The organism is Stenotrophomonas sp. 82F1 (assembly GCF_056861525.1).
The window spans coordinates 65393-85699 of the sequence record NZ_JBSPUD010000008.1 but is presented as its reverse complement, the minus strand read 5'-3'; the positions used below and the strand labels follow the sequence as shown (position 1 = coordinate 85699).

General features: G+C 66.4%; 15 protein-coding genes. 6 read left to right on the top strand and 9 right to left on the bottom strand.

Going from position 1 to position 20307, the window contains the following annotated elements; all coding sequences use genetic code 11:
• Nucleotides 1-7: 7 nt before the first annotated feature.
• Together AC13GI_RS10695 and AC13GI_RS10690 are read right to left on the bottom strand one after the other, a co-directional pair.
• Nucleotides 8-307: a DUF2388 domain-containing protein gene (locus AC13GI_RS10695; RefSeq protein ID WP_482996257.1), complete on the bottom strand. Its 300-nt coding sequence runs from the start codon at nucleotides 305-307 to the stop codon at nucleotides 8-10.
• A 63-nt stretch (nucleotides 308-370) separates the two neighbouring features.
• Nucleotides 371-1759, bottom strand: coding sequence for an FAD-binding oxidoreductase (locus AC13GI_RS10690; RefSeq protein ID WP_482996256.1), 1389 nt, complete (start codon nucleotides 1757-1759; stop codon nucleotides 371-373).
• 169 nt (nucleotides 1760-1928) lie between these two features.
• Between AC13GI_RS10690 and serA the strand changes: the two genes are divergently transcribed.
• Nucleotides 1929-3170: a phosphoglycerate dehydrogenase gene (gene serA / locus AC13GI_RS10685; protein WP_482996255.1), complete on the top strand. Its 1242-nt coding sequence runs from the start codon at nucleotides 1929-1931 to the stop codon at nucleotides 3168-3170.
• A gap of 187 nt (nucleotides 3171-3357) precedes the next feature.
• Here the strand turns inward: serA and AC13GI_RS10680 are convergent, their stop codons facing one another.
• Nucleotides 3358-3927, bottom strand: coding sequence for an NUDIX hydrolase (locus tag AC13GI_RS10680; RefSeq protein WP_482996254.1), 570 nt, complete (start codon nucleotides 3925-3927; stop codon nucleotides 3358-3360).
• A gap of 176 nt (nucleotides 3928-4103) precedes the next feature.
• Between AC13GI_RS10680 and AC13GI_RS10675 the strand changes: the two genes are divergently transcribed.
• From AC13GI_RS10675 to mtnC, 5 genes are all read left to right on the top strand, one after another.
• A complete protein-coding gene (locus AC13GI_RS10675) occupies nucleotides 4104-5579 on the top strand; it encodes an amino acid permease (RefSeq protein ID WP_180166946.1) in 1476 nt (491 codons plus the stop codon).
• A 97-nt stretch (nucleotides 5580-5676) separates the two neighbouring features.
• Nucleotides 5677-7104: an amino acid permease gene (locus tag AC13GI_RS10670; RefSeq protein ID WP_099818326.1), complete on the top strand. Its 1428-nt coding sequence runs from the start codon at nucleotides 5677-5679 to the stop codon at nucleotides 7102-7104.
• Nucleotides 7105-7651: 547 nt separating this feature from the next.
• On the top strand, nucleotides 7652-8293 hold the full coding sequence (locus AC13GI_RS10665; RefSeq protein WP_482996253.1) for a methylthioribulose 1-phosphate dehydratase: 642 nt from the start codon (nucleotides 7652-7654) through the stop codon (nucleotides 8291-8293).
• A gap of 92 nt (nucleotides 8294-8385) precedes the next feature.
• Nucleotides 8386-8943, top strand: coding sequence for a 1,2-dihydroxy-3-keto-5-methylthiopentene dioxygenase (locus AC13GI_RS10660; RefSeq protein WP_049467060.1), 558 nt, complete (start codon nucleotides 8386-8388; stop codon nucleotides 8941-8943).
• 3 nt (nucleotides 8944-8946) lie between these two features.
• A complete protein-coding gene (mtnC, locus tag AC13GI_RS10655) occupies nucleotides 8947-9642 on the top strand; it encodes an acireductone synthase (protein ID WP_482996252.1) in 696 nt (231 codons plus the stop codon).
• An 80-nt stretch (nucleotides 9643-9722) separates the two neighbouring features.
• Here mtnC and AC13GI_RS10650 read toward each other — a convergent pair whose 3' ends face one another.
• The 6 genes from AC13GI_RS10650 to AC13GI_RS10625 form a co-directional block, all read right to left on the bottom strand.
• Entirely contained in the window at nucleotides 9723-12344 is a 2622-nt protein-coding gene (locus AC13GI_RS10650) for a beta-mannosidase (RefSeq protein ID WP_482996251.1), read from the bottom strand.
• Nucleotides 12345-12402: 58 nt separating this feature from the next.
• Nucleotides 12403-13629 (bottom strand): AGE family epimerase/isomerase, encoded by a 1227-nt coding sequence (locus tag AC13GI_RS10645; RefSeq protein WP_380657338.1) that lies wholly within the window; start codon nucleotides 13627-13629, stop codon nucleotides 12403-12405.
• Entirely contained in the window at nucleotides 13626-14621 is a 996-nt protein-coding gene (locus AC13GI_RS10640) for a carbohydrate kinase family protein (RefSeq protein WP_346559590.1), read from the bottom strand. The genes AC13GI_RS10645 and AC13GI_RS10640 overlap by 4 nt, the downstream gene beginning before the upstream one ends.
• A 7-nt stretch (nucleotides 14622-14628) precedes the next feature.
• Nucleotides 14629-15942 (bottom strand): L-fucose:H+ symporter permease, encoded by a 1314-nt coding sequence (fucP, locus tag AC13GI_RS10635; protein ID WP_099818320.1) that lies wholly within the window; start codon nucleotides 15940-15942, stop codon nucleotides 14629-14631.
• A gap of 70 nt (nucleotides 15943-16012) precedes the next feature.
• Nucleotides 16013-17062, bottom strand: a complete 1050-nt coding sequence (locus tag AC13GI_RS10630; RefSeq protein ID WP_099818319.1) for a LacI family DNA-binding transcriptional regulator — start codon at nucleotides 17060-17062, stop codon at nucleotides 16013-16015.
• A gap of 96 nt (nucleotides 17063-17158) precedes the next feature.
• Nucleotides 17159-19633, bottom strand: a complete 2475-nt coding sequence (locus tag AC13GI_RS10625) for a GH92 family glycosyl hydrolase (protein WP_482996250.1) — start codon at nucleotides 19631-19633, stop codon at nucleotides 17159-17161.
• Nucleotides 19634-20307: the final 674 nt, after the last annotated feature.

Genomic DNA, 20307 nt, shown 5'->3' with positions numbered 1-20307 from the left:
GCCCGGATCAACGCGCCAGAAGCGCGCGCGCCAGCTGCAGGTCGCTCTGCTGCCGTGCGCCTGCATCCTGCTCGCGCAGGTGCACCAGCGCCGCCTGCAGGCGTGCACCGCGGATCTGGCCATCGCTGGCGACAAAGGCCGCCGCATCATCGCGTGCGGCCAGCACCACCTTGTCATCGCCCGAGCTGCTGCCCGAGGAACCCGAAGAGGCGCCCGTCGCCGACCCGGCCGAGGTGCCGGCAAAGCTCGAAGCGAAGCCGGCCAGCGGCAGGGACAACAGGGCAATCAGCAGGAACGGACGGATCATGGTCAGGAAGTTCGTTGATTTGGGTGGGTGGAGCGTAACGGCTGGGTGAAGTCTTTGCCCGTGTCAAAGGTCGAACAATTTGCCGGGATTCAGCCGCCCTTCGGGATCGAACGCGCGCTTGACCGCCTTCATCAGCCCGATCTCGGCCGGGCCACGGGTACTGTCCAGGTAGCCCTTCTTGACCAGGCCGATACCGTGCTCGGCCGAAATGCTGCCATTGAAGCGTGCCAGCACCTGCGCCAGCAGCTTGGTCACGTGCTCGCACTGGGTCACGAAGTCGGCATCGCTGGTGTCATCCGGCTTGAGCACGTTGATGTGCAGGTTGCCGTCACCGATATGGCCGAACCAGACCACGTCGAAATGCGGGTAGGCGTCGCCGATCAGCGCCTGGGTCTCGGCCAGGAACGCCGGCATCGACGAGATCCGCACCGAGACATCGTTCTTGTAGGGCTTGTAGCGCGCCAGCGCCTCGGTGATGCCCTCGCGCAGGCGCCACAGCTGCGCTGCCTGGGCATCGCTGGCACTGATCACCCCGTCGCTGACCCAGCCATTGCCCATGCAGTCTTCGAAGGCGGCCATTGCCGCCGCTTCCTGCGCTTCATCGCCCGCAGCGAATTCGGTCACCACGTAATAGGGGTGCACTTCATCGAACGGTGCCTGCGCGCCGTGTGACAGCACATGCTCCAGCGCACGGTCGGTGAAGAATTCGAAGGCCTGCAGCTGCAGTCGCGCGCGGAACGCGGCGAACACCTGCATCAGCACGTCGAAGCTGGGCAGCGCCAGCAGCATCACGTTGCTGGCCGGCGGCGGGTCGGTGAGTTTCACCGTGGCCTCGACGATCACGCCCAGGGTGCCCTCCGAGCCGATCAGCAACTGGCGAAAATCGTAGCCGCTCGAGTTCTTGATCAGGCCCTTGTTGAGCTCGAGCAGCTCGCCCGTGGCAGTGACCACCTTCAGTCCGGCGATCCATTCGCGGGTATTGCCGTAACGGATCACCCGGATGCCACCGGCATTGGTGGCGATGTTGCCGCCGATCGAACAGGAACCGCGCGCGGCGAAATCCACCGGGTAGATCAGGCCGTGCTCCAGCGCGGCGTTGTGCAGCGCCTCCAGCGGCATGCCGGCCTGCACCACCAGGGTGCGGTCGACGGCGTCGTAGTCCAGCGCCTTGTTCATCCGCTCCAGGCTCAGCACCAGCTCGCTATGGGCCGCTACCGCGCCACCGGACAGGCCGGTGCGACCACCGGACGGAACCACCGCCACGCCTTCGGCCGCGCTCCAGCGCATCACCGCCTGCACTTCTTCCACCGTGGCCGGCAACGCGATCACCAAGGGCGCCGGCGTCCAGCGCCGGGTCCAGTCGCGACCGTAATGCTCCAGGTCGGCAGGGTCGGTCTTCAGCTTCAGGCCGGGACAGGCCTGCTGCAACGAGGCGATGCGGGAATCGGTCATGACGGTCCAGCGCGGGGCGTGAAGAACGGGCAAGCGTGCCAGCGGCGGGGGCCAGCGTCCAGCCCCGCAGCGCCTTCAATAGCTGCAGTTGCAACCAATTGCGCACTGCAACATGGGCGTTGCGATCTGGCATAGTGGTCAGCCCCTGTCCCACTGGCCGTGCCGCCCCATGTCGCCGAAGAAGACCTCGTTCCCGAAGCAGGATATCCGCGTACTGTTGTTGGAGGGGGTCAGCCAGACCGCCGTGGAGGTGTTCAGCGCCGCCGGCTACAGCCAGATCGAAGCGCACACCAAGGCACTGCCCGAGGACGAGCTGAAGGCGCGCATCGCCGAGGCGCACATCGTCGGCATCCGTTCGCGCACCCAGCTCAGCGCCGAGGTGCTGGCCGAGGCCAAGCGCCTGATTGCGGTCGGCTGCTTCTGCATCGGCACCAACCAGGTCGACCTGGATGCGGCCGAGCTGGCCGGCATACCGGTATTCAACGCGCCCTACTCCAACACCCGCAGCGTCGCCGAGCTGGTGATCGCCGAAGCGATCATGTTGACCCGTGGCATCCCGCAGAAGAACGCCGAATGCCATCGCGGCGGCTGGTCGAAGTCGGCCAGCGGCAGCCATGAGGTGCGCGGCAAGGTGCTGGGCATCATCGGCTACGGGCATATCGGCACCCAGGTGGGCGTGCTGGCCGAATCGCTGGGCATGCAGGTGATCTTCCACGACGTGGAAACCAAGCTGTCGTTGGGCAATGCCCGTGCTGCGGTCAGCCTCGACGACCTGCTGGCGCGTGCGGACATCGTCACCCTGCACGTGCCGGAGACACCGTCCACGCAGTGGATGATCGGCAGCGCCGAGCTGGCGAAGATGCGCCGTGGCGCGCACCTGATCAACGCTGCGCGCGGCACCGTGGTCGACATCGATGCGCTGGATGCTGCGCTTGCCAGCGGCCACATCGGTGGCGCGGCGCTGGACGTGTTCCCGGTCGAGCCGAAGGGCAACGGCGATATCTTCGAATCACCATTGACCCGCCACGACAACGTGATCCTGACTCCGCACGTGGGCGGCAGCACGCTGGAAGCGCAGGACAACATCGGCATCGAAGTAGCCGCCAAGCTGGTGCGCTACAGCGACAACGGCAGCACCCTGTCGGCGGTCAACTTCCCGGAAGTGACCCTGCCCGAGCACGCCGACAGCCTGCGACTGCTGCACATCCACCAGAACGTGCCGGGCGTGCTGTCCAAGGTCAACGAGATCTTCTCGCGACACAACGTCAACATCGACGGCCAGTTCCTGCGCACCGACCCGAAGGTGGGTTACGTGGTGATCGACATCACCGCCAGCGAGGAACAGGCCAGCGCGGTGCGTGACGAGCTGGCGGCGATTCCGGGCACGTTGCGCACGCGCATTCTGTATTGATGGTAGCGCCGGGCCATGCCCGGCGGAATGCATCCGGTACCACGCCATCCACGCATGGCGTGGCTCTACTGGCATTGCGTCATCCACGCATGGCGTGGCTCTACTGGCATTGCGTCATCCACGCATGGCGTGGATCTACTGGGCGCGCGATCTCCTGGTAGATCCACGCCATGCGTGGATGCTTTTTTCAGCGTGCCAGCCACCGGCGCGCCATGCGCTGCATCGATTCGTCCGACTGCGGATCGCCGGCGACCTCGGCCACCGGGCGCCAGGCGAGGTCCAGCGACTCTTCGCTGAGCACGAAATCCTCGCCGCCCAGCGCACGGATCACGAAACGCACATCGTAATGCCAGTGCCCCGGCACGTCTTTGCGCTCCGGAATCCAGTGCTTGTCCAGGTCGAAGATCGCCGGATCGTCCAGCACCAGCCCGGCCAGGCCGGACTCCTCTTCGGCCTCCTTCAGCGCCACCCGGGCCAGGTCGCGGTCGCCGTCGGCGTGGCCGCCCAGCTGCAGCCAGCGCTGCAGCTTGCGATGGTGGGTCAGCAGCAGGCGCTGGCCATCGGCGCTGACCAGCCAGCAGCTGGCGGTGAAATGGCCTGCCAGCCGCTCGCGGCGGAACGCATCTTCCACATCGTCGATCAATGTGCCGAATTCGGCAGCCAGGGCGTCGTGGGCGGGTTCCTTGCGCGCATAGTCATGCAGCAGGCTGCGCAGGCGATCGTCAAGCACGGCAAGGGATTCGGTGGTTTCGCTCATGAATGCGGGGTGCCCGGAAAAATACCGGCCATTATCGCCGTTCATTGTTGCGTTTGCGCTTGTGCGGTGCCTTCAGCATTGGCTAAGGTACAGCGGGCCGTTTGCGCGGCCTTCACCATTCGGGCCGCTGGCAATGTACCGGCAGCCCTCCCAATCCGATCATCAGGAAGTACTGCATGCTGAAAGCTCTGTTGAGGGTCAAGCCGGTTGAACCGGCCGGGCACGTCGATGCCGGCGAACCCATCGAAGGCAGCCTGGACGGCGAAGCCACGTTGAAACGGACCCTCACGGCGAAACACCTCATCATGCTTGGCATTGGTGCGGTGATCGGCGCAGGTATTTTCGTGCTCACCGGCCAGGCCGCGGCCAACCACGCCGGTCCGGCGGTGATGCTGTCGTTCGTGTTCGCCGGGATCGCCTGCGCGCTGGCGGGCCTGTGCTACGCCGAGTTCGCCGCGATGATGCCGGTCTCCGGCAGCGCCTACTCCTACTCCTATGCCACCCTCGGCGAGGGCATGGCCTGGTTCATCGGCTGGTGCCTGGTGCTGGAGTACCTGTTCGCCTCGGCCTCGGTCGCGGTGGGCTGGTCGGCGTACCTGATCAGCTTCATCACCACCACGCTGCACATGCCGTTCCCGGACGCACTGAGTGCGGCGCCGATCGCCTGGAACGGGCACGAGTTCGCCGCCTCCGGCAAGCTGTTCAATCTGCCGGCGGTACTGATCGTGGCGGCGGTGACCGGCCTGCTGTACGTGGGCGTGACCCAGTCCGCGTTCGTCAACGCGATCATTGTGGCCATCAAGGTGTTTGTGATCTGCCTGTTCGTGGGCATCGGCGCGGCCCACGTGGACCCGGCCAACTGGCATCCGTTCATCCCGGAAAACACCGGCGTGTCCGGCGAGTTCGGCTGGAGTGGCGTGTTCCGCGCGGCCACCATCGTGTTCTTCGCCTACATCGGCTTCGATGCGGTCTCCACCGCCGCCGGCGAAACCAAGGACCCGCAGCGCAACATGCCGATCGGCCTGCTCGGCTCGCTGGCGGTCTGCACCATCGTCTACATCATCGTCTGCGCGGTGCTGACCGGCATGCTGCCGTACCACTTGCTGGGCACCGACAAGCCGGTGGCCACCGCACTGGAAGCCTACCCGAGCCTGTCCTGGCTGAAGACCGCCGTGGAAATCGGCGCGATCGCGGGCCTGTCCTCGGTGGTGCTGGTGATGATGATGGGCCAGACCCGCATCGCCTACACCATCTCGCGCGACGGCCTGCTGCCGAAGGTGTTCGGCAAGGTCCACAAGCGCTTCCGCACCCCGTACTGGGCCACGATCGTGGTCGGCGTGATCGCCGCTTCGCTGGCCGGCCTGGTGCCGCTGAACGTGCTCGGCGAGCTGGTGTCGATGGGTACCCTGCTGGCCTTCGCCACGGTCTGCGTGGGCGTGCTGATCCTGCGCTACACCCGCCCGGAGCTGCACCGCCCGTTCCGCGTGCCGCTGGTGTGGGTGATCTGCCCGCTGGGCGCGCTGTCGTGCCTGTTCCTGTTCTGGCAGGCCTTCGTGGTGCACTGGCACCTGTTCGTGGGCTGGACCGTGCTGGGCCTGCTGATCTACTTCGGCTACGGCATGCGCCACAGCAAGCTGGCCAAGTCGCCCTGATCCTCCCGACGGGCCGACTCCTGCGCCGGCCCGTCGATATCCGCAAGCATTTCCGCCCGCGCCCGTTCACGGGGCGCACCGCACAAGACCACCACACATGTTCAAGCAACTGTGGGCCACCAAGCACCCGCACGCCGCCCACGAAGACGCCAATGGCCTGAGCCTGCGTCGCCACCTCGGCCCCTGGGGCCTGACCGCACTCGGCATCGGTGCGGTGATCGGCGGCGGCATCTTCGTCATCACCGGCCAGGCTGCCGCCAACCACGCCGGCCCGGCCATCATGCTGTCGTTCGTGCTGGCCGCGATCTGCTGCGCCTTCTGCGCCCTGGCCTATGCCGAGTTCGCGGCGATGGTGCCGGTCTCCGGCAGCGCCTATACCTATACCTACGCCACCTTCGGCGAGCTCTCGGCCTGGTTCATCGGCTGGATGCTGGTGCTCGAGTACGGCGTCTCCGCCTCGGCCGTGGCGGTCAGCTGGACCGGCTATTTCCTCAGCCTGCTCAGCCATTTCGACATCCATCTACCGGCTGCGCTGGTCAGTGCCCCGTTGGACGCGCAGCTGCGCCCCACCGGCGCCATCGCCAACATCCCCGCCGCAATCCTGGTGCTGCTGCTGACCTGGCTGTGCTACGTCGGCATCAGCAAGTCGTCGGCGATGAACATGGCCATGGTCATCCTCAAGACCGGCCTGATCGTGCTGGTGATCGTGGTCGGCTGGAAATACGTGGACACCAGCAACTGGACCCCGTTCATCCCGGCCAACGAAGGGCCCGGCAAGTACGGCATGGAAGGCGTGCTGCGCGGCGCGGCGATGGTGTTCTTCGCCTATATCGGCTTCGAAGCGGTATCGGTGGCCGCGCAGGAATCACACAAACCGCAGCGCGACATGCCGATCGGCATGATGCTGTCGCTGGTGATCTGCACGGTGCTGTACATCGCGATGGCTGCGGTCATGACCGGCCTGGTACCCTACCAGCTGCTGGGCACCGATGAGCCAGTGGTGACCGCCGTGGCCGCGCATCCGCAGCTGGGCTGGTTGCGGGTGGTGGTGGAGATCGGTGCGCTGATCGGCCTGTCGTCGGTGGTGCTGGTGATGATCATCGGCCAGCCGCGCATCTTCATGATCATGGGGCGCGACGGCTTGCTGCCGCCGGTGTTCACCAAGATCCACCCGAAGTACCGCACGCCGCATATCAATACGGTCATCACCGGCATCGGCATCGCCCTGCTGGCGGCGCTGTTCCCGCTGGACATTCTTGGTGAACTGACCTCGATGGGCACGCTGATCGCCTTCGCCGCGGTCTGTGCCGGTGTACTGATCCTGCGCCGCACCCAGCCGGACCTGCCGCGTCCGTTCCGCATCCGGGGCGCGTGGTTGATCTGCGGCCTGGGCGTGCTGAGCTGCCTGGCGCTGCTGTCGGCGATGACGCTGCACAACTGGATGCTGATGGGCGTGTGGACGTTCGTAGGCTTCGTGATCTACTTCTTCTACGGCTTCAAGCACAGCCGCCTGCGGGGGAAGTAAGGTTTTCTGCATTGCAGGGCCTGCGGCCCTGCACCCGCTGGAGCAACAGCAACAGCACCGGCGGGTTTGAGGGTTTGGCGGGGAGGGGTGAGATTGCGGGGGATGCTGCAAGTACGTCCCTGTAAGCTCGGTCGCCGCATCCATGCGGCTCACGCCCCCGTAATCTCACCCCTCCCCGCCTTCGACAGGTCCACGCAGCTGTCAGCAGATCCACGCCATGCGTGGATGAAGCGTTCCCGGAAATGAATGGTCGGGGACGAATCTGCTGTAGAGCGGAGCCATGCTCCGCTCCGAGCAAGCGCAGCGCAGCGACCCGCTTTCGCTTTTCCTTCTTCACTCCGGGGCTGGCCGCCCGCAGGAACCTGTCAGGGGCGGGGCGGGTGGGCCGAGCAGGGGCGTTGGCGCCATGGATGGCGCCATCGAGCTTACAGGGACGTACTTGCAGCGTCCCCTGCACGGCCCACCTGCCCCGCCCACCCCATGAACCGCTCCACTCGACCAACCACGAGGGGCTCAGCCGTTGGCCGAATCCAGTAAAATCGCCCCCATGAACGCCCCCACCTTCCCCTACGACACCGCGCGCCTGAGCGAACTGGCCCAGCTGCTGATCGACAACGTCCGCGAACTGGCCCAGGCCGGCTGGACCCCGGCCACCAGCAGCAACTTCTCCCACCGCCTGGATGACCGCCACGCCGCGATCACCGTGTCCGGCAAGGACAAGGGCCGCCTGATCGAAGACGACATCATGGTGGTGGACTTCGATGGCAAGGCCGTCGGCCGCCCGCTGCGCCCGTCCGCCGAAACCCTGCTGCATACCCACCTGTATCGCCGTTTCCCGGAGATCGGCTGCGTCCTGCATACCCATTCGCCGGTGCAGACCATCGCCTCGCGCCTGTATGCGCCGCAGGGCCATATCCGGGTGGAAGGCTACGAACTGCTGAAGGCCTTCGCCGGCAACAGCACCCATGAAATGGCCATCGACATCCCGGTGTTCGCCAACACCCAGGACATGGACGTGCTGTCGGCCCAGGTCGACGCCCTGCTCGACACCCAGACCCTGTGGGGCTACCTGATCGACGGCCATGGGCTGTATGCGTGGGGCCGCGACATGGCCGAAGCGCGCCGGCACATGGAAGCGTTCGAGTTCCTGCTGCATTGCGAACTGGAGCTGCGCAAGCTGCGCCGCTGACGTTTCCGGTAAGGCCAGATGCCATTCTGGAATCTGGCCGTCGTTGCCACCCTGCTACCCTGTCATCCCCCCGAGACGTTCAAGCTGCCGCCATGAGCCGACTGCGCATCTACGACGACACCCGCCCCGAATCGCCGCTGCTGGACACCCAGGACGGCGCGGTCATCGCTGCCGAACTGCAGAAGATCGGCGTCACCTTTGAACGCTGGCAGGCCACCGCGCCGGTCGCCCCGGGCGCAAGCCAGGACGAGGTGTTTGCTGCCTACCGCGCCGACATCGACCGCCTGGTCGCCGAACGCGGCTTCAAGAGCGTGGACGTGGCCTCGATCGCCCCCGACAACCCGAACCGCGCCGAGCTGAGGAAGAAGTTCCTCGACGAACACTTCCACAAGGAAGACGAAGTGCGCTTCTTCGTTGCTGGCTCCGGCCTGTTCACCCTGCACGTGGGCGACAAGGTCTATGAGATCGAATGCGTGAAGGATGACCTGATCGCCGTGCCCGACGGCACCACCCACTGGTTCGACATGGGCGATGAGCCCAGCTTCGTGGCGATCCGCTTCTTCACCGAGCCGGATGGCTGGGTCGGTCACTTCACCGGCACCGACATCGCGCAGAAATTCCCCCGTTACATTCCGACCCAGGCGTCCTGATCAATGCAGCCCCGCGTCATCCTGACCGACATCGAAGGCACCACCAGCAGCATCTCGTTCGTCAAGAACGTGCTGTTCCCGTACGCACGCCAGGCGCTACCCGGCTTCGTCGCCGAACATGGCCAGCAGCCGGAGGTGCGTCGCTGGCTGGACGCCGTCGCCAGCGAGATCGGCGGCGCCTGCCAGGACAGCCTGGTGGCCGAGACGCTGCAGGGCTGGATCGACCAGGACCGCAAGCACACCGCACTGAAGGCCCTGCAGGGGCTGATCTGGGATGCGGGCTACCGTCGTGGCGACTACACCGCACACTTCTACCCGGAAGTGGCGCCGGTGCTGAAGGGCTGGCACGCCTCCGGCCTGCCGCTGTATGTGTACTCCTCCGGCTCGGTGCCGGCGCAGAAGCTGTTCTTCGGCTTCAGCGATGCCGGTGACCTCAGTCCGCTGGTGTCGGGCTGGTTCGATACCGAAGTCGGTGGCAAACGCGAGGCCGACAGCTATCGCCATATCGCGCAGGCCATCGGCGTTCCCGCTGGCGAGATCCTGTTCCTGTCCGATGTGGTCGAGGAACTGGACGCCGCCCGCGAAGCCGGCCTGCAGACGCGTCTGATCGATCGCCTTGAGGACTACCCGATGCCGCGCGTCGGCGCAGCCGCCAACGGCCATGATCGCGTCGAGAACTTCCAGCAGATCCAGCTGTAAGCAAAAACTGGTAGATGCCAACCTTGGTTGGCATGCTTCTGGTGTGCCAACCAAGGTTGGCACCTACCAAAGCGTGTCCCTCAACGATCGTTGAGGGTGCGCACCTTCAACGCCTCACGCAGCGCAGCCAGGTCTACCGGGCCACGCACGGCGATGTCGCGGGTTTCGCCCGGCAGCAGGTCCAGCAGGTTGTCTTCCACCTGCACGTCCAGCGCGCCGAAATCGATCCAGGCCGCGCGCACCAGTGCTGCGCTCTGCAACCGCAGGCGGTAGTGGTCACCGTCGATCGCCAACGTTGATGTCAGCTGCTGCCGTGGCAGCACCTGGTCCTTGGCTTCGACGAATCCGACGACCTGCCGCGCCGTCACCCTGCCGTCCTGCAGCAGCTCGAACACCGCCACTGTCCGCGCCGGATCGGCGCCGGCCAGCAGTTCGGCATCCACGTAATTGCCGATACCGGTCACCCCGGCAGCGACCAGCGTCACTGCCTGCTCGCGCCGACTCAGCACCTTGCCTTCCACGTCCATCACCCGCAGGCGCCACCGCGCATCCAACGGCGCGGCCTGGTCGTTGATCATGCGCACGCGCGTCCTGCCCTCATCGCGCAGCGCGGCCACGGTGACCGGCGCGAAGAAGCGGCGCGCGGCAAAGTGCAGCGCCTTCCAGCGGCCGAAGTAGTCAACGCTCGACCACGAGGCACCCGGCCAGACGTCGTTGAGCTGCCAGTAAAGCGAGCCCATCGTGTACGGCCGCGAAGCGCGATGATGCAGCGCCGCCATGGCGATGCCATCGGCCTGCATCACCTGGCTCAGATAGACGAAGTCCTCGAAGTCCTTCGGCGTGCCGTAGCCCAGTTCGATGTAGTGCAGCAGGCGCGTATTGCCCTCGCCTGCCATGAATTTCTGGTGCGCACGGATCACCGGACTGTCGATGCGCTGCTCCGCACGAGTAGCGATCTGGTCCACCGTTGCCACCGCAGGCCAGGCCTGCAGGCCGTACTCGGACATGAAGCGCGGGGTCTCGCGCAGATAGGCCTGCACCGGCAACGCTGGATTGCCCCACACCTGCCAGTAGTGCTTGTCACCGCGGGCGGAGTCGTTGGCTTTCTCGTCCAGATCATTGCTGGGCGAGCTGGACCAGTACGGCACGCCCAGCCCGTCTTCGCTCACCACCTGGCGCAGGTCGTTGCCGAACAGATCGACGTAGCCCTGCCAGACCTTCGCTGCGAACGCCGGATCAGCGGCCTTCAGGTCGCGGCCATGGCCCCAATCCTTCCACGCCGTTTCTTCTTCGTTGTTGCCACACCACAACACGATGCTGGGATGGTGGCGCAGCCGGCGTACGTTGTCGCGCGCCTCGGCGACCACGCTGGCGCGGAATGCCGGGTCGTAACCGGGCTGCATGCCGCCACCGAACATGAAGTCCTGCCAGACCAGCAGGCCCAGCTCGTCGGCGATATCGAAGAACGCATCGTCTTCGTAGTAACCGCCACCCCAGTTGCGCAGCATGTTCATGTTGGCATCGCGCGCGGCGACCAGCACCTGGCGCAGGCGCGCGGCATCAACGCGCGCAGGGAAGGCGTCGAACGGGATCACGTTCGCGCCCTTGGCGAAGATCGGCACACCATTGATGACAAAGGCGAAGCCCTGCCCTCCCTTGTCGTCCCGCTCGCGGCGCAGCTCGACCGTGCGCAGGCCAATGCGCTGCTCACGCTTCAACGTGGAATCGGCGCCACCGTCGAGCGAGGCCATTACGGTGTAGCGGTCCTGCGCACCATGGCCGACCGGCCACCAGCGCCGCGGCTTGGCCAGTTCAACCGGCACCTCCACGCTGTTCTTGCCGGGCTTCAGCTCGACCGTGCGCTGCACCCGTGCGACGCTGCGGCCGTCGGGATCACGCACCTCAACGTCCACCGCAACGGGACCGGCTACCGCGTCCTGCTCCACCTGCAGCACTACGGCCAGCGTCGCCTTTTCTGCATCAAGCGCATCAGTGCGCACGGCCAGGTCGGTCAACCGATGCGCGCCCCATGCCTGCAGGTCAACGCCGCGCCAGACGCCGACAGTGACGTAGCGCGGCCCCCAGTCCCAGCCGAAGTGGTAGGCCGGCTTGCGCGCGAAGTTGCCGACCATCGCGTCCTTGGGCTCATCGCCGTAGGGCGAAGGATAATTGCCGGCGATCTTGTGCGGCATCGCCTGCACGCCCGGCAGCAGCGTGCGGATCGGCGAACGGAACACGATCTGCAGCTCGTTGCCCTTCGCCCGCAGGCGGCCTTCGACGCGGGCGCGCCAAGTGCGGTGGGCATTGTCGGCACGCAGCAGCGGCTTGCCGTTGAGCTTTACCTCGGCATAGGTATCGAGGCCATCGAAGCGCAACTCGGCGTTGGGCTTGTCCAAGGTGACGGCGTCCACATCGAAACGGGCGCGGTACTCCCAGTCAGCCAGGCCGATCCACTGCAGCTCGGCTTCGGGCGCGCCGACGTACGGATCGCGGATCAGCTCGTGCGCCAGCAGGTCGGTATGCACGCTGCCCGGCACCGTGGCCGCGCGCCACTGCTGCAGGCCCGGATGCGCCGCGCCCTGCGCGTCGCCGGGCAGCAGGCGGAATTCCCATTGCGCCTGCAGCGGGTCGGCGGCGGCGGGGAACGCGGTCGCCGCGATCAGCAGCAGGAGCAGACGGACAACGAGGGGAAGGCGATGCACGTGATGCTCCTGTTGTTTTTGCCAGGCATGGCCTGGCACTACTGCATTCGGCCGATGTTCAACGCACGACGTTCAGCACTTCGTAGCAGGCGCCCATGGTGTGGTAATCGACCTTGCCAGCCGGGCTCTTCTCGTCGCTGTACTTGCGGTTGTCAGCGTCGAGGATGCGGAACCACGCGCCGTACCGGTGGTCGACGAAGTGCTCCCACGAGTACGCCCAGAGACGGTCGTACCACTGCCAGTAGCGCTCATCGCCGGTGCGCTTGGCCATCAGTGCGGCGGTGGCCAACGTCTCGGCCTGCACCCAGAAATACTTGTCGTCGTCGCAGACGAAGCTGTCGCCGCCGATCGGCGCACCGTCCATGCCCGGCTGGCGCCGCGACTCCGGTGCGAAGCCGTAGTACAGGCCGCCGCGCGCCTCGTCCCAGCTGCGCTCCACCGCCACATCGAACAGATGCTGCGCGGTCGGCAGCAGCCAGTTGGCCTGCACGTGGCGGTCCAGGATCAGCAGCAGCTTGGCCCACTCGGTCTGGTGGCCGGGCTGGAAGCCCCACGGCCGGAACAAGTGCTTGGGATCGTCCAGGTTGTAGTCCCAGTCGATGTTCCAGTCGGTGTCGTAGTGCTCCCAGACCAGACCGCCGGCCTTGGCCGCCTGGCGGCGGGTCATGTTGTCGGCCAGCTGCAGCGCGCGCTCGACATAGCGCTGCTCGCCACTGGCCTCGAACGCAGCCAGCATCGCCTCGCACATGTGCATGTTGGCGTTCTGGCCACGGTAGCCGGTGAAGTTCCACTGGCCGTCGGCCTCGTCCCGGTACAGGCCGTGCTCCGCTTCCCAGAAGCGGGCGTCCAACAGCTGCCAGGTCTCATCCATCCACGTGCGGGCTTCATCGATGCCCGCTTTCAATGCACAGCTGTAGGCCAGCAGCACGAAGGCCACGCCGTAGCAGTGGTTCATGTCGTCCTCGACCACGCCATCGCGCAGGGTCCAGGCGTAGCCGCCGGTGGCCGGGTTGCGATGCACCTCGCGCAGGTAGCGCACGCCGTGCTCGACTGCATCGCGATACTCGGCATTGCCGAATTCGCGGTAGGCCATGGCGTAGTTGAAGACGAAACGGGTGCTGCTCACCAGGTGGCGATGGCTGGCATCGTAGATGCTGCCGTCGTCACGGAAGTAGTGGAAGAAACCGCCCTTCGGATCGATGCAGCGCGGGTGGTAGAACGCCATCGTGTCGGCGATGTGTGCGCGCAGGAAGGCGGGAGAACGGAAATCGGGCGAGGTGCTCATGCGGGAAGGTCCTGTGCCTGCAGCAACTGCTGCACTTCATCGAACGAGGGCATCGCAGCGAACGCGCCCTTGCGGGTCACCGCCAGTGCGCCAACGGCGGCGCCGAAGCGCAGCGTGGCGGCGATCGCCTGCGGGTCCTGGCAGAACGCGGCAAAGCCCGCACCCGCCCCACCCCGCTCCAGCAGGCCGACCAGCACGCCACCAACAAAGGCATCACCGGCGGCGGTGGTGTCCACGGTGGGCACGCGGAAGCTGGTGACCTTGCCCTGCGTTTCGCGGGTGTACCAATGCAGCGTGGCGGCGCCGTCGGTGATGATCACCCAGCGTGCCTGCGCGGCCAGCAGGCGCCGCAGCACCAGTGCCTCGCCGTCATCGCCAAGCGGCGCTGCCAGGTACTCCAGTTCTTCCCGCGACAGCTTGACCAGGTCGGCGCGTTCCAGCGCCTGCCACAGCCGCGGTGTCGGGTCGACATCGGCCGGCCACAGCGCCGGACGCAGGTTGAGATCCAGGCTGACCACCGCACCGGCCGTGCGCGCGCGGTCCATGCCGGCGAACGTCGCGTCGGCGATGTCCGCTTCGGTCAGGCTGTTGGAACAGACATGGAAGCACTGCGCGCCATCGAAGCAGCCTGCCTGGAAGTCGCTGTCACGGAACAGCAGGTCGGCCGCCGGCGGGCGGTAGAAGCTGAAGCTGCGTTCGCCGCCCGCGTCCAGCGCCACGAAGGCCAGCGCGGTCTTGGCCGCGTCGGTGCGCACGATGTAGTCGGTACCGACGCCGTGCTCGCTCAGGCTCTCGGCCAGGAAGTCGCCGAACATGTCGCGGCCGAGCATGCCGACGAACTGGGTCTTCGCGCCCAGCCGTGCGGCGGCCACCGCGACGTTGGCCGGCGCACCACCGGCGTACTGCAGGAACGCGCGCGGGGTATCGGCCGAGGCCGGCGGCTGCGCTAGTAGATCGATCAAAATTTCGCCGAAGCAGACGATGGAACCCATTTTCGACTCAGCCTCCGTGCGTGCCGGCAGCCGGCGCGCGGGCGCCGACCAGTCCGTAGAAAATGATGTAGCCGTAGCACAGCAGCGGCAGGATGAAGCTGGCCTGCACGCCGACGTGGTCGGCCAGGACGCCCTGCAGGTAAGGCACCACGGCGCCACCGACGATGGCCATGATCAGCAGGCTCGAACCCTTGCTGGTCAGCGGGCCCAGACGCTCGATGCTCAGCGCGAAGATGGTCGGGAACATGATCGAGTTGAACAGGCCGATCGCCACCACCGAGTACAGCGCGACATTGCCGGAGGTCATCATGGTCAGCGTCAGCAGGCCGACATTGACCAGCGCGAAGATCGCCAGCAGGCGGCTCGGCGAGAAGCGCGCCAGCAGCGCCGAACCGGCGAAGCGGCCGATCATCGCCATCGTCCAGTAGGCCGACACATAGTGCGTGGCTTCCTGCTCGCTGAAGCCGCCGATGGTGGGCATCGACAGGTAGTTGACCAGGAAGCTGCCGATCGATACTTCAGCACCGACGTAGAAGAAGATGCCGAGCACGCCCAGCAGAAGGTGACGCTTGCGCAGCGCATCCAGATAGCTGTGCTGATGACCCTCGTCAGCCTGCTCGGTGGTGTCGTTCAGCGCCGGCAGGCGGAACAGGAACACGAACAATGCCAGCAGCACCAGCGCAATGGCCAGGCCCACGTAGGGGCCCTGCACCGCGTGCGCCTCAGCGGTACGGTAGGCCAGCTGCTCGGCGGCCGGCAACGCGGCGATCTGCTCGCCGCTCATGGCCGTGTTGGACAGGATCAGCATGCCGCCGAAGATCGGCGCGATGGCCGTACCCAGCGAGTTCAACGCCTGTGCCAGGGTCAGGCGGCTGGAGCTGGTCTGCTCCGGGCCAAGCAGCGCGACGTACGGGTTGGCTGCTACCTGCAGCACGGTGATGCCGGTGGCCAACACGAACAACGCACCGAGGAAGGCGCCATAGACGCGCAGCTCGGCCGCGGGCCAGAAACCCAGCGCGCCGATGCCGGCGATCACCAGGCCGGCCACGATGCCCTTCTTGTAGCCCAGCGCCGCCACCAGCCGCCCGGCCGGCAACGACATCAGGAAGTAGGTGCCGAAGAAGGTGAACTGCACCAGCATCGCCTTGGCGTAGTTCAGCTCGAACACCGCCTTCAGATGCGGAATCAGGATGTCGTTGAGGCAGGTCAGGAAGCCCCACATGAAGAAGATGGTGGTGACCACGGCCAGCGCCTTGCCGTTGGTGACGGCAGGCTGGTTGCCCGGGGAACCGGATGGGCGGGGCGTTGCGGAGATCGGCATGCGGTACGCGCCTCGATGCGCGAAAGGTCGTTGGTGCGTGGAAGGGTGCAATCAGTTCAGCAGCAGAGCATCAGTTCGGACGTGCGGCACTGCTTTCGCGGATGCGCAACTGTACCGGGGCGACCGTGCGCCGTGGGGGCGCATCCGGCTCCTCCAGTCGTTGCAGCAGCAGGGACGCCGCCTGCCGGCCGCGCTCGCGCGGATCGGCGGTCAAGGTGGTCAGCGGCGGCACGGCGACCGACGCTTCGGAAATATCATCGAAGCCGGTCACCGCGAAATCACCGCCGGGACGGATGCCACGCGAGTTCAGGCCCAGCATCAGGCCCAGCGCGACGGTGTCGTTGTAGCAGACCGCCGCGCTCGGCCGATGGCCGTCGACGAACAGTTCGTCGGTGCGCGCGGCCGCTTCCAGCCGGTTGGGTGCCGATTCGATCATCCAGCCCGGCGGTAGCGCCAGCCCGGCTTCGGCCAGTGCCTGCTGGAAACCCGCGCGACGCTGGTGGCAGGAACTCGATGCCGCATGACCGCCGAAGAAGGCGATCTGGCGATGACCGCGCTCGATCAGGTGGCGGGTAGCCAGGTAGGCGCCATGCTGGTTGTCCAGGGTCAGGAAGTCCCACTCGGCGCCTTCCAGCTCGCGGTTGAACAGCAGTACGTTGGCATTGGCACCCAGCGCCTGCCGCAGCAGCGCGGCATCGCTGCCTTCGGCCGGCGACAGGATCAGGCCTGCAGGCGTGTGCTCCATCAGCGTGGACAGCACCGCCTGCTGGCGCTCGGGTGACTCGCCGGTACTGCCGAGCAGGGTCACGTAGCCACGCCCGCCCAGTGCTTCGTCCACACCGGAAGCGAATTCGGCGAAGAACGGGTTGGACAGATCGTTGATGACCAGCGCGATGCTGGACGATGTGCGTCGCCGCAGGTTCGCCGCCGCGCGGTTGTAGACATAGCGCTGGCGGCGCAGCTCAGCCTCCACCCGGGCGCGGGTATCGACGTTGACCAGCGGGCTGCCGCGCAGCACCAGCGACACGGTCGCGCGCGAAACGCCGATGGCACGGGCGATGTCGGTCACCGTCACCGCCTTGCCGGAACGCTTGCTGGAACTGTCGCCGTTGTCGTTCATCGTCTTCCCGCACTCCGATGGATGCTCAAGCCTAATGGATCGCGGCCCTGTCGTGCCGTGCCGTTCGCTGGGTTGCCTCGAACGGCACACCCCGGCTCAGTGCAGCTGGCTGCCCGGGGCCGCACACCAGGACACCGGCAGATCCTTCACCGCCGTGCCCCAGCCCTGCGTCGGCGCCGTGCCATCGAGGGCGAAACGCAGCTTCGGGCCCTGCTGCAGCTGGTTCCAGCCCAGCCACACCGGGGCATGTGCCTGGCCATCGACCTGCACGCCCTGCACGTACTGCAGGCGGCGGCCATCGGCGCCAGGCGCCTCGATGCGCAGGGTGCGGCCATTGCCCAGCTCGACCTCGACCTTGGCAAAGCGCGGCGTATGCAGCAGGAACTCGCCGCTGCCCGGCACCGCCGGGTACACGCCGATCGCACTGAACAGGTACCAGGCCGACATCGTGCCGAGGTCATCGTTGCCGGTCACGCCATTGGGCGCATTGGTGAACAGCTGCTGCGCCGCACGCACCACTGCGGCGGTCTTCCACGGCTGGCCGATCAGCGTGTACAGCCACGGCGAATGCAGGTCGGGCTCGTTGTTGGGGTTGTAGCGGAACTGGTTGTAGTAGCTGTACGGCCCGACCACCCATTCCTTGCGGGCGGCATTGAGCGGGTCGGCCTGCAGCGCATCCATTGCGAAGAACGCATCCAGGCGGCGGCCCGCCTGCTCGCGACCGTCCATCGCTTCGACCAGGCCCGGCACGTCCTGCTGCGCCAGCCACTGGTACTGCCAAGCCGTGCCTTCATGGAAACCATGGTGCGAGCGCGGGCTGTAATGGCCATCGGCCGGGGTGTACCACTGGCCATCCTCGGTACGCGGACGCGGGAAACCGGTGAAGCCGGTCTCGGCATCGCGCACCTGCGGGTCCCACACCTTGCGCCAGTTGCGGCCGCGCTCACGCAGGGTCGCCGCATCCTGGACATGGCCGAGGCCATCGGCCATCTGCGAAAGCGCGCAGTCGGCCAGTGCGTACTCCAGCGTTGCCGAACCACCGTGGTGCGGGTCGACGTCCATGCCCTTGGACGGGAACGCACGGTCGTAAACCACGTAGCCCTTGTCCAGGTAGGTCGGGTTGCCGGAGCGACCGGCCATCCGCGAGTTCAGTGGCGGCGTGCCGAACGCGTTGCGGCGCAGCGCATCCCATGCCTGTCCTTCGCGGCCCTTGAGTGCACCGAAGCGCCACAGATCGACCATGAAGGGGGTGACCGGGTCGCCGGTCATGATGTTGGTCTCGAAATTGGCATAGCCCCAGCGCGGCAGCCAACCACCCTGCTCGTCGATCGCCAGCAGGGTGCGGCCGATATCGCGCGCCACGTCCGGGCGCGTCAGCGCCAGCCACTGGTTCTGTGCGCGGTAGGTATCCCACAGCGAGAAGTACTCGTAGTAGGTCCAGCCATCGGCGCGATGAATGCCATCGTCGTAACCACGGTAGCGGCCGTCGGCATCATTGCCGGTCATCGGCTGCAGCAGCGCGTGGTACAGCGCGCTGTAGAAGACCGTGCGGTCATCGCCATTGCCCCCTTGCACGCGGACGCGTGCCAGCTGCTCGCGCCACGATTGCTGCGACAGCGCGCGCATGCGGTCGAAACCGAGCAGCGCCCCGCCCTGCATGCCCTCGGCGCGCAGGTTGGTGCGTGCACCTTCGGCGTCCACATGCGAAATCGCGCTGACGGCCGTGACCGACTGGCCCTTGGCCAGGTCGAAGCTGAGCCACGCGCCATTCGGCTTCTGCTCGCCTTCCATGCTGTGCCGCGCGCCCGGCAGACCGCCGCCCTCGCCCCAGGTACCATGTGCCTTGAACGGGCGGTCGAACTCGATACGGAACCAGGTGGTGTACTGATGGCCACCGCAGAAGCTCTTGGTGACCAGCTTGCCTTCGACCACGCGGTCGCCGACCACATCGACCACGCTGCCGATCACCGAGTGGCGCTCGTTGGCCTGGCCGACATTGACCAGCACGTGGCCATCGCCCTTGCCCTGGCTGAAGGTGTAGCGCTCGGCAGCTGCGCGGGTGCGTGCGGTGGCTTCGGCATCGATGCCGCCGTAGCTGGTCAGGCGCACCTTGTAGTAGCCGGCCTGGCCGATTTCGCCGTCATGGGTATAGGCCGAGGCGTAGGTCTTGTGATTGAACGCCTTGGCATCGGCGGTATCGAAATCACCGCCGGGACCGATGCTGCCGGTCACCGGCAGCACCGAGACCTGCCCGCCCTGCTCCCAGCAACCGGCGCCGGAGAGGAACGAGTGGCCGAAGCCGCGGATCCTGTCGTCGTCGTAGCGCCAGCCCGAATAGTGGCTGCCGATCGGGCTGACCTGGATCAGGCCGAACGGCGCCGAGGCACCGGGGAAGGTGTTGCCGTCATCCTTACTGCCAATGAAGGTATTGACCTCGCGCTCCAGCGCGGCCGGTGCGGCCTGCAGCCAGGGCGTCACCGCGAGCGCCAGCAGGCAGGCGATGCGGGCCAAGGGCCGATGGGACAATGCCGACAGGCGGCGGGCGGGACGACGGCGGGACAACCTGGTCACGGGCAGGACTCCTTGGCGGCAGGGCGGCAGCGAGGGACCGGCCACACAGCCCGAGCCCTCGTTTCGATCGGTGCAAATCCGCACCCCGGCGGATTTAGATCGATTCAAGTAGAGCATGGGAATTTCGCCCAATGCATTCTGCGGCGCAGCATGAGGGGTGGGCTTCGGCCGGGCTGCGCCCGGCACCCGCAGAGGCCGGAGCAAGGGCAGAAGCAGGTTGCCGAGCTGGGCGGGGCGGTGTGGGTACGCAGGACACGCCGTAAACCCATCCATGGGGGCTCGATGGCGCCATCCATGGCGCCAACGGTCCTGCACACCCACACCGCCCCACCCCTGACAGTTTCCTGATGTCTGGTAGATCCACGCCATGCGTGGATGGAGGTTCCTACCGATTTCGAAATCATCGAATGGAATTGGATTTCATCCACGCATGGCGTGGATCCAAGTGTTGACCAAGGTCCACACCCACCAAAGGCGTCGGGAATCTGTCGAAGGCGGGGTGGGTCCGGTTGCGGGGGCGTGAGCGCCACGGATGGCGCGACCGAGCTTACAGGGACGTACTTGCAGCATCCCCCGCAACCGGACCCACCTCGCCACCCCACGGAAAGCCGCTGTTGTTGTTGCTTTTGCTGTTGCTGTTGCCCTGGCTTCTGCCTCTGCGGGTGCCGGGCGTA

What these genes read in the sequence shown, in the direction of transcription:
- fucP (WP_099818320.1), bottom strand. Translation starts at nt 15,942, where the DNA reads ATGCCGATCTCCGCAACGCCCCGCCCATCCGGTTCCCCGGGCAACCAG.
- AC13GI_RS10640 (WP_346559590.1), bottom strand. Translation starts at nt 14,621, where the DNA reads ATGGGTTCCATCGTCTGCTTCGGCGAAATTTTGATCGATCTACTAGCG.
- AC13GI_RS10675 (WP_180166946.1), top strand. Translation starts at nt 4,104, where the DNA reads ATGCTGAAAGCTCTGTTGAGGGTCAAGCCGGTTGAACCGGCCGGGCAC.
- mtnC (WP_482996252.1), top strand. Translation starts at nt 8,947, where the DNA reads ATGCAGCCCCGCGTCATCCTGACCGACATCGAAGGCACCACCAGCAGC.
- AC13GI_RS10660 (WP_049467060.1), top strand. Translation starts at nt 8,386, where the DNA reads ATGAGCCGACTGCGCATCTACGACGACACCCGCCCCGAATCGCCGCTG.
- AC13GI_RS10665 (WP_482996253.1), top strand. Translation starts at nt 7,652, where the DNA reads ATGAACGCCCCCACCTTCCCCTACGACACCGCGCGCCTGAGCGAACTG.
- serA (WP_482996255.1), top strand. Translation starts at nt 1,929, where the DNA reads ATGTCGCCGAAGAAGACCTCGTTCCCGAAGCAGGATATCCGCGTACTG.
- AC13GI_RS10690 (WP_482996256.1), bottom strand. Translation starts at nt 1,759, where the DNA reads ATGACCGATTCCCGCATCGCCTCGTTGCAGCAGGCCTGTCCCGGCCTG.
- AC13GI_RS10670 (WP_099818326.1), top strand. Translation starts at nt 5,677, where the DNA reads ATGTTCAAGCAACTGTGGGCCACCAAGCACCCGCACGCCGCCCACGAA.
- AC13GI_RS10630 (WP_099818319.1), bottom strand. Translation starts at nt 17,062, where the DNA reads ATGAACGACAACGGCGACAGTTCCAGCAAGCGTTCCGGCAAGGCGGTG.
- AC13GI_RS10695 (WP_482996257.1), bottom strand. Translation starts at nt 307, where the DNA reads ATGATCCGTCCGTTCCTGCTGATTGCCCTGTTGTCCCTGCCGCTGGCC.
- AC13GI_RS10680 (WP_482996254.1), bottom strand. Translation starts at nt 3,927, where the DNA reads ATGAGCGAAACCACCGAATCCCTTGCCGTGCTTGACGATCGCCTGCGC.
- AC13GI_RS10645 (WP_380657338.1), bottom strand. Translation starts at nt 13,629, where the DNA reads ATGAGCACCTCGCCCGATTTCCGTTCTCCCGCCTTCCTGCGCGCACAC.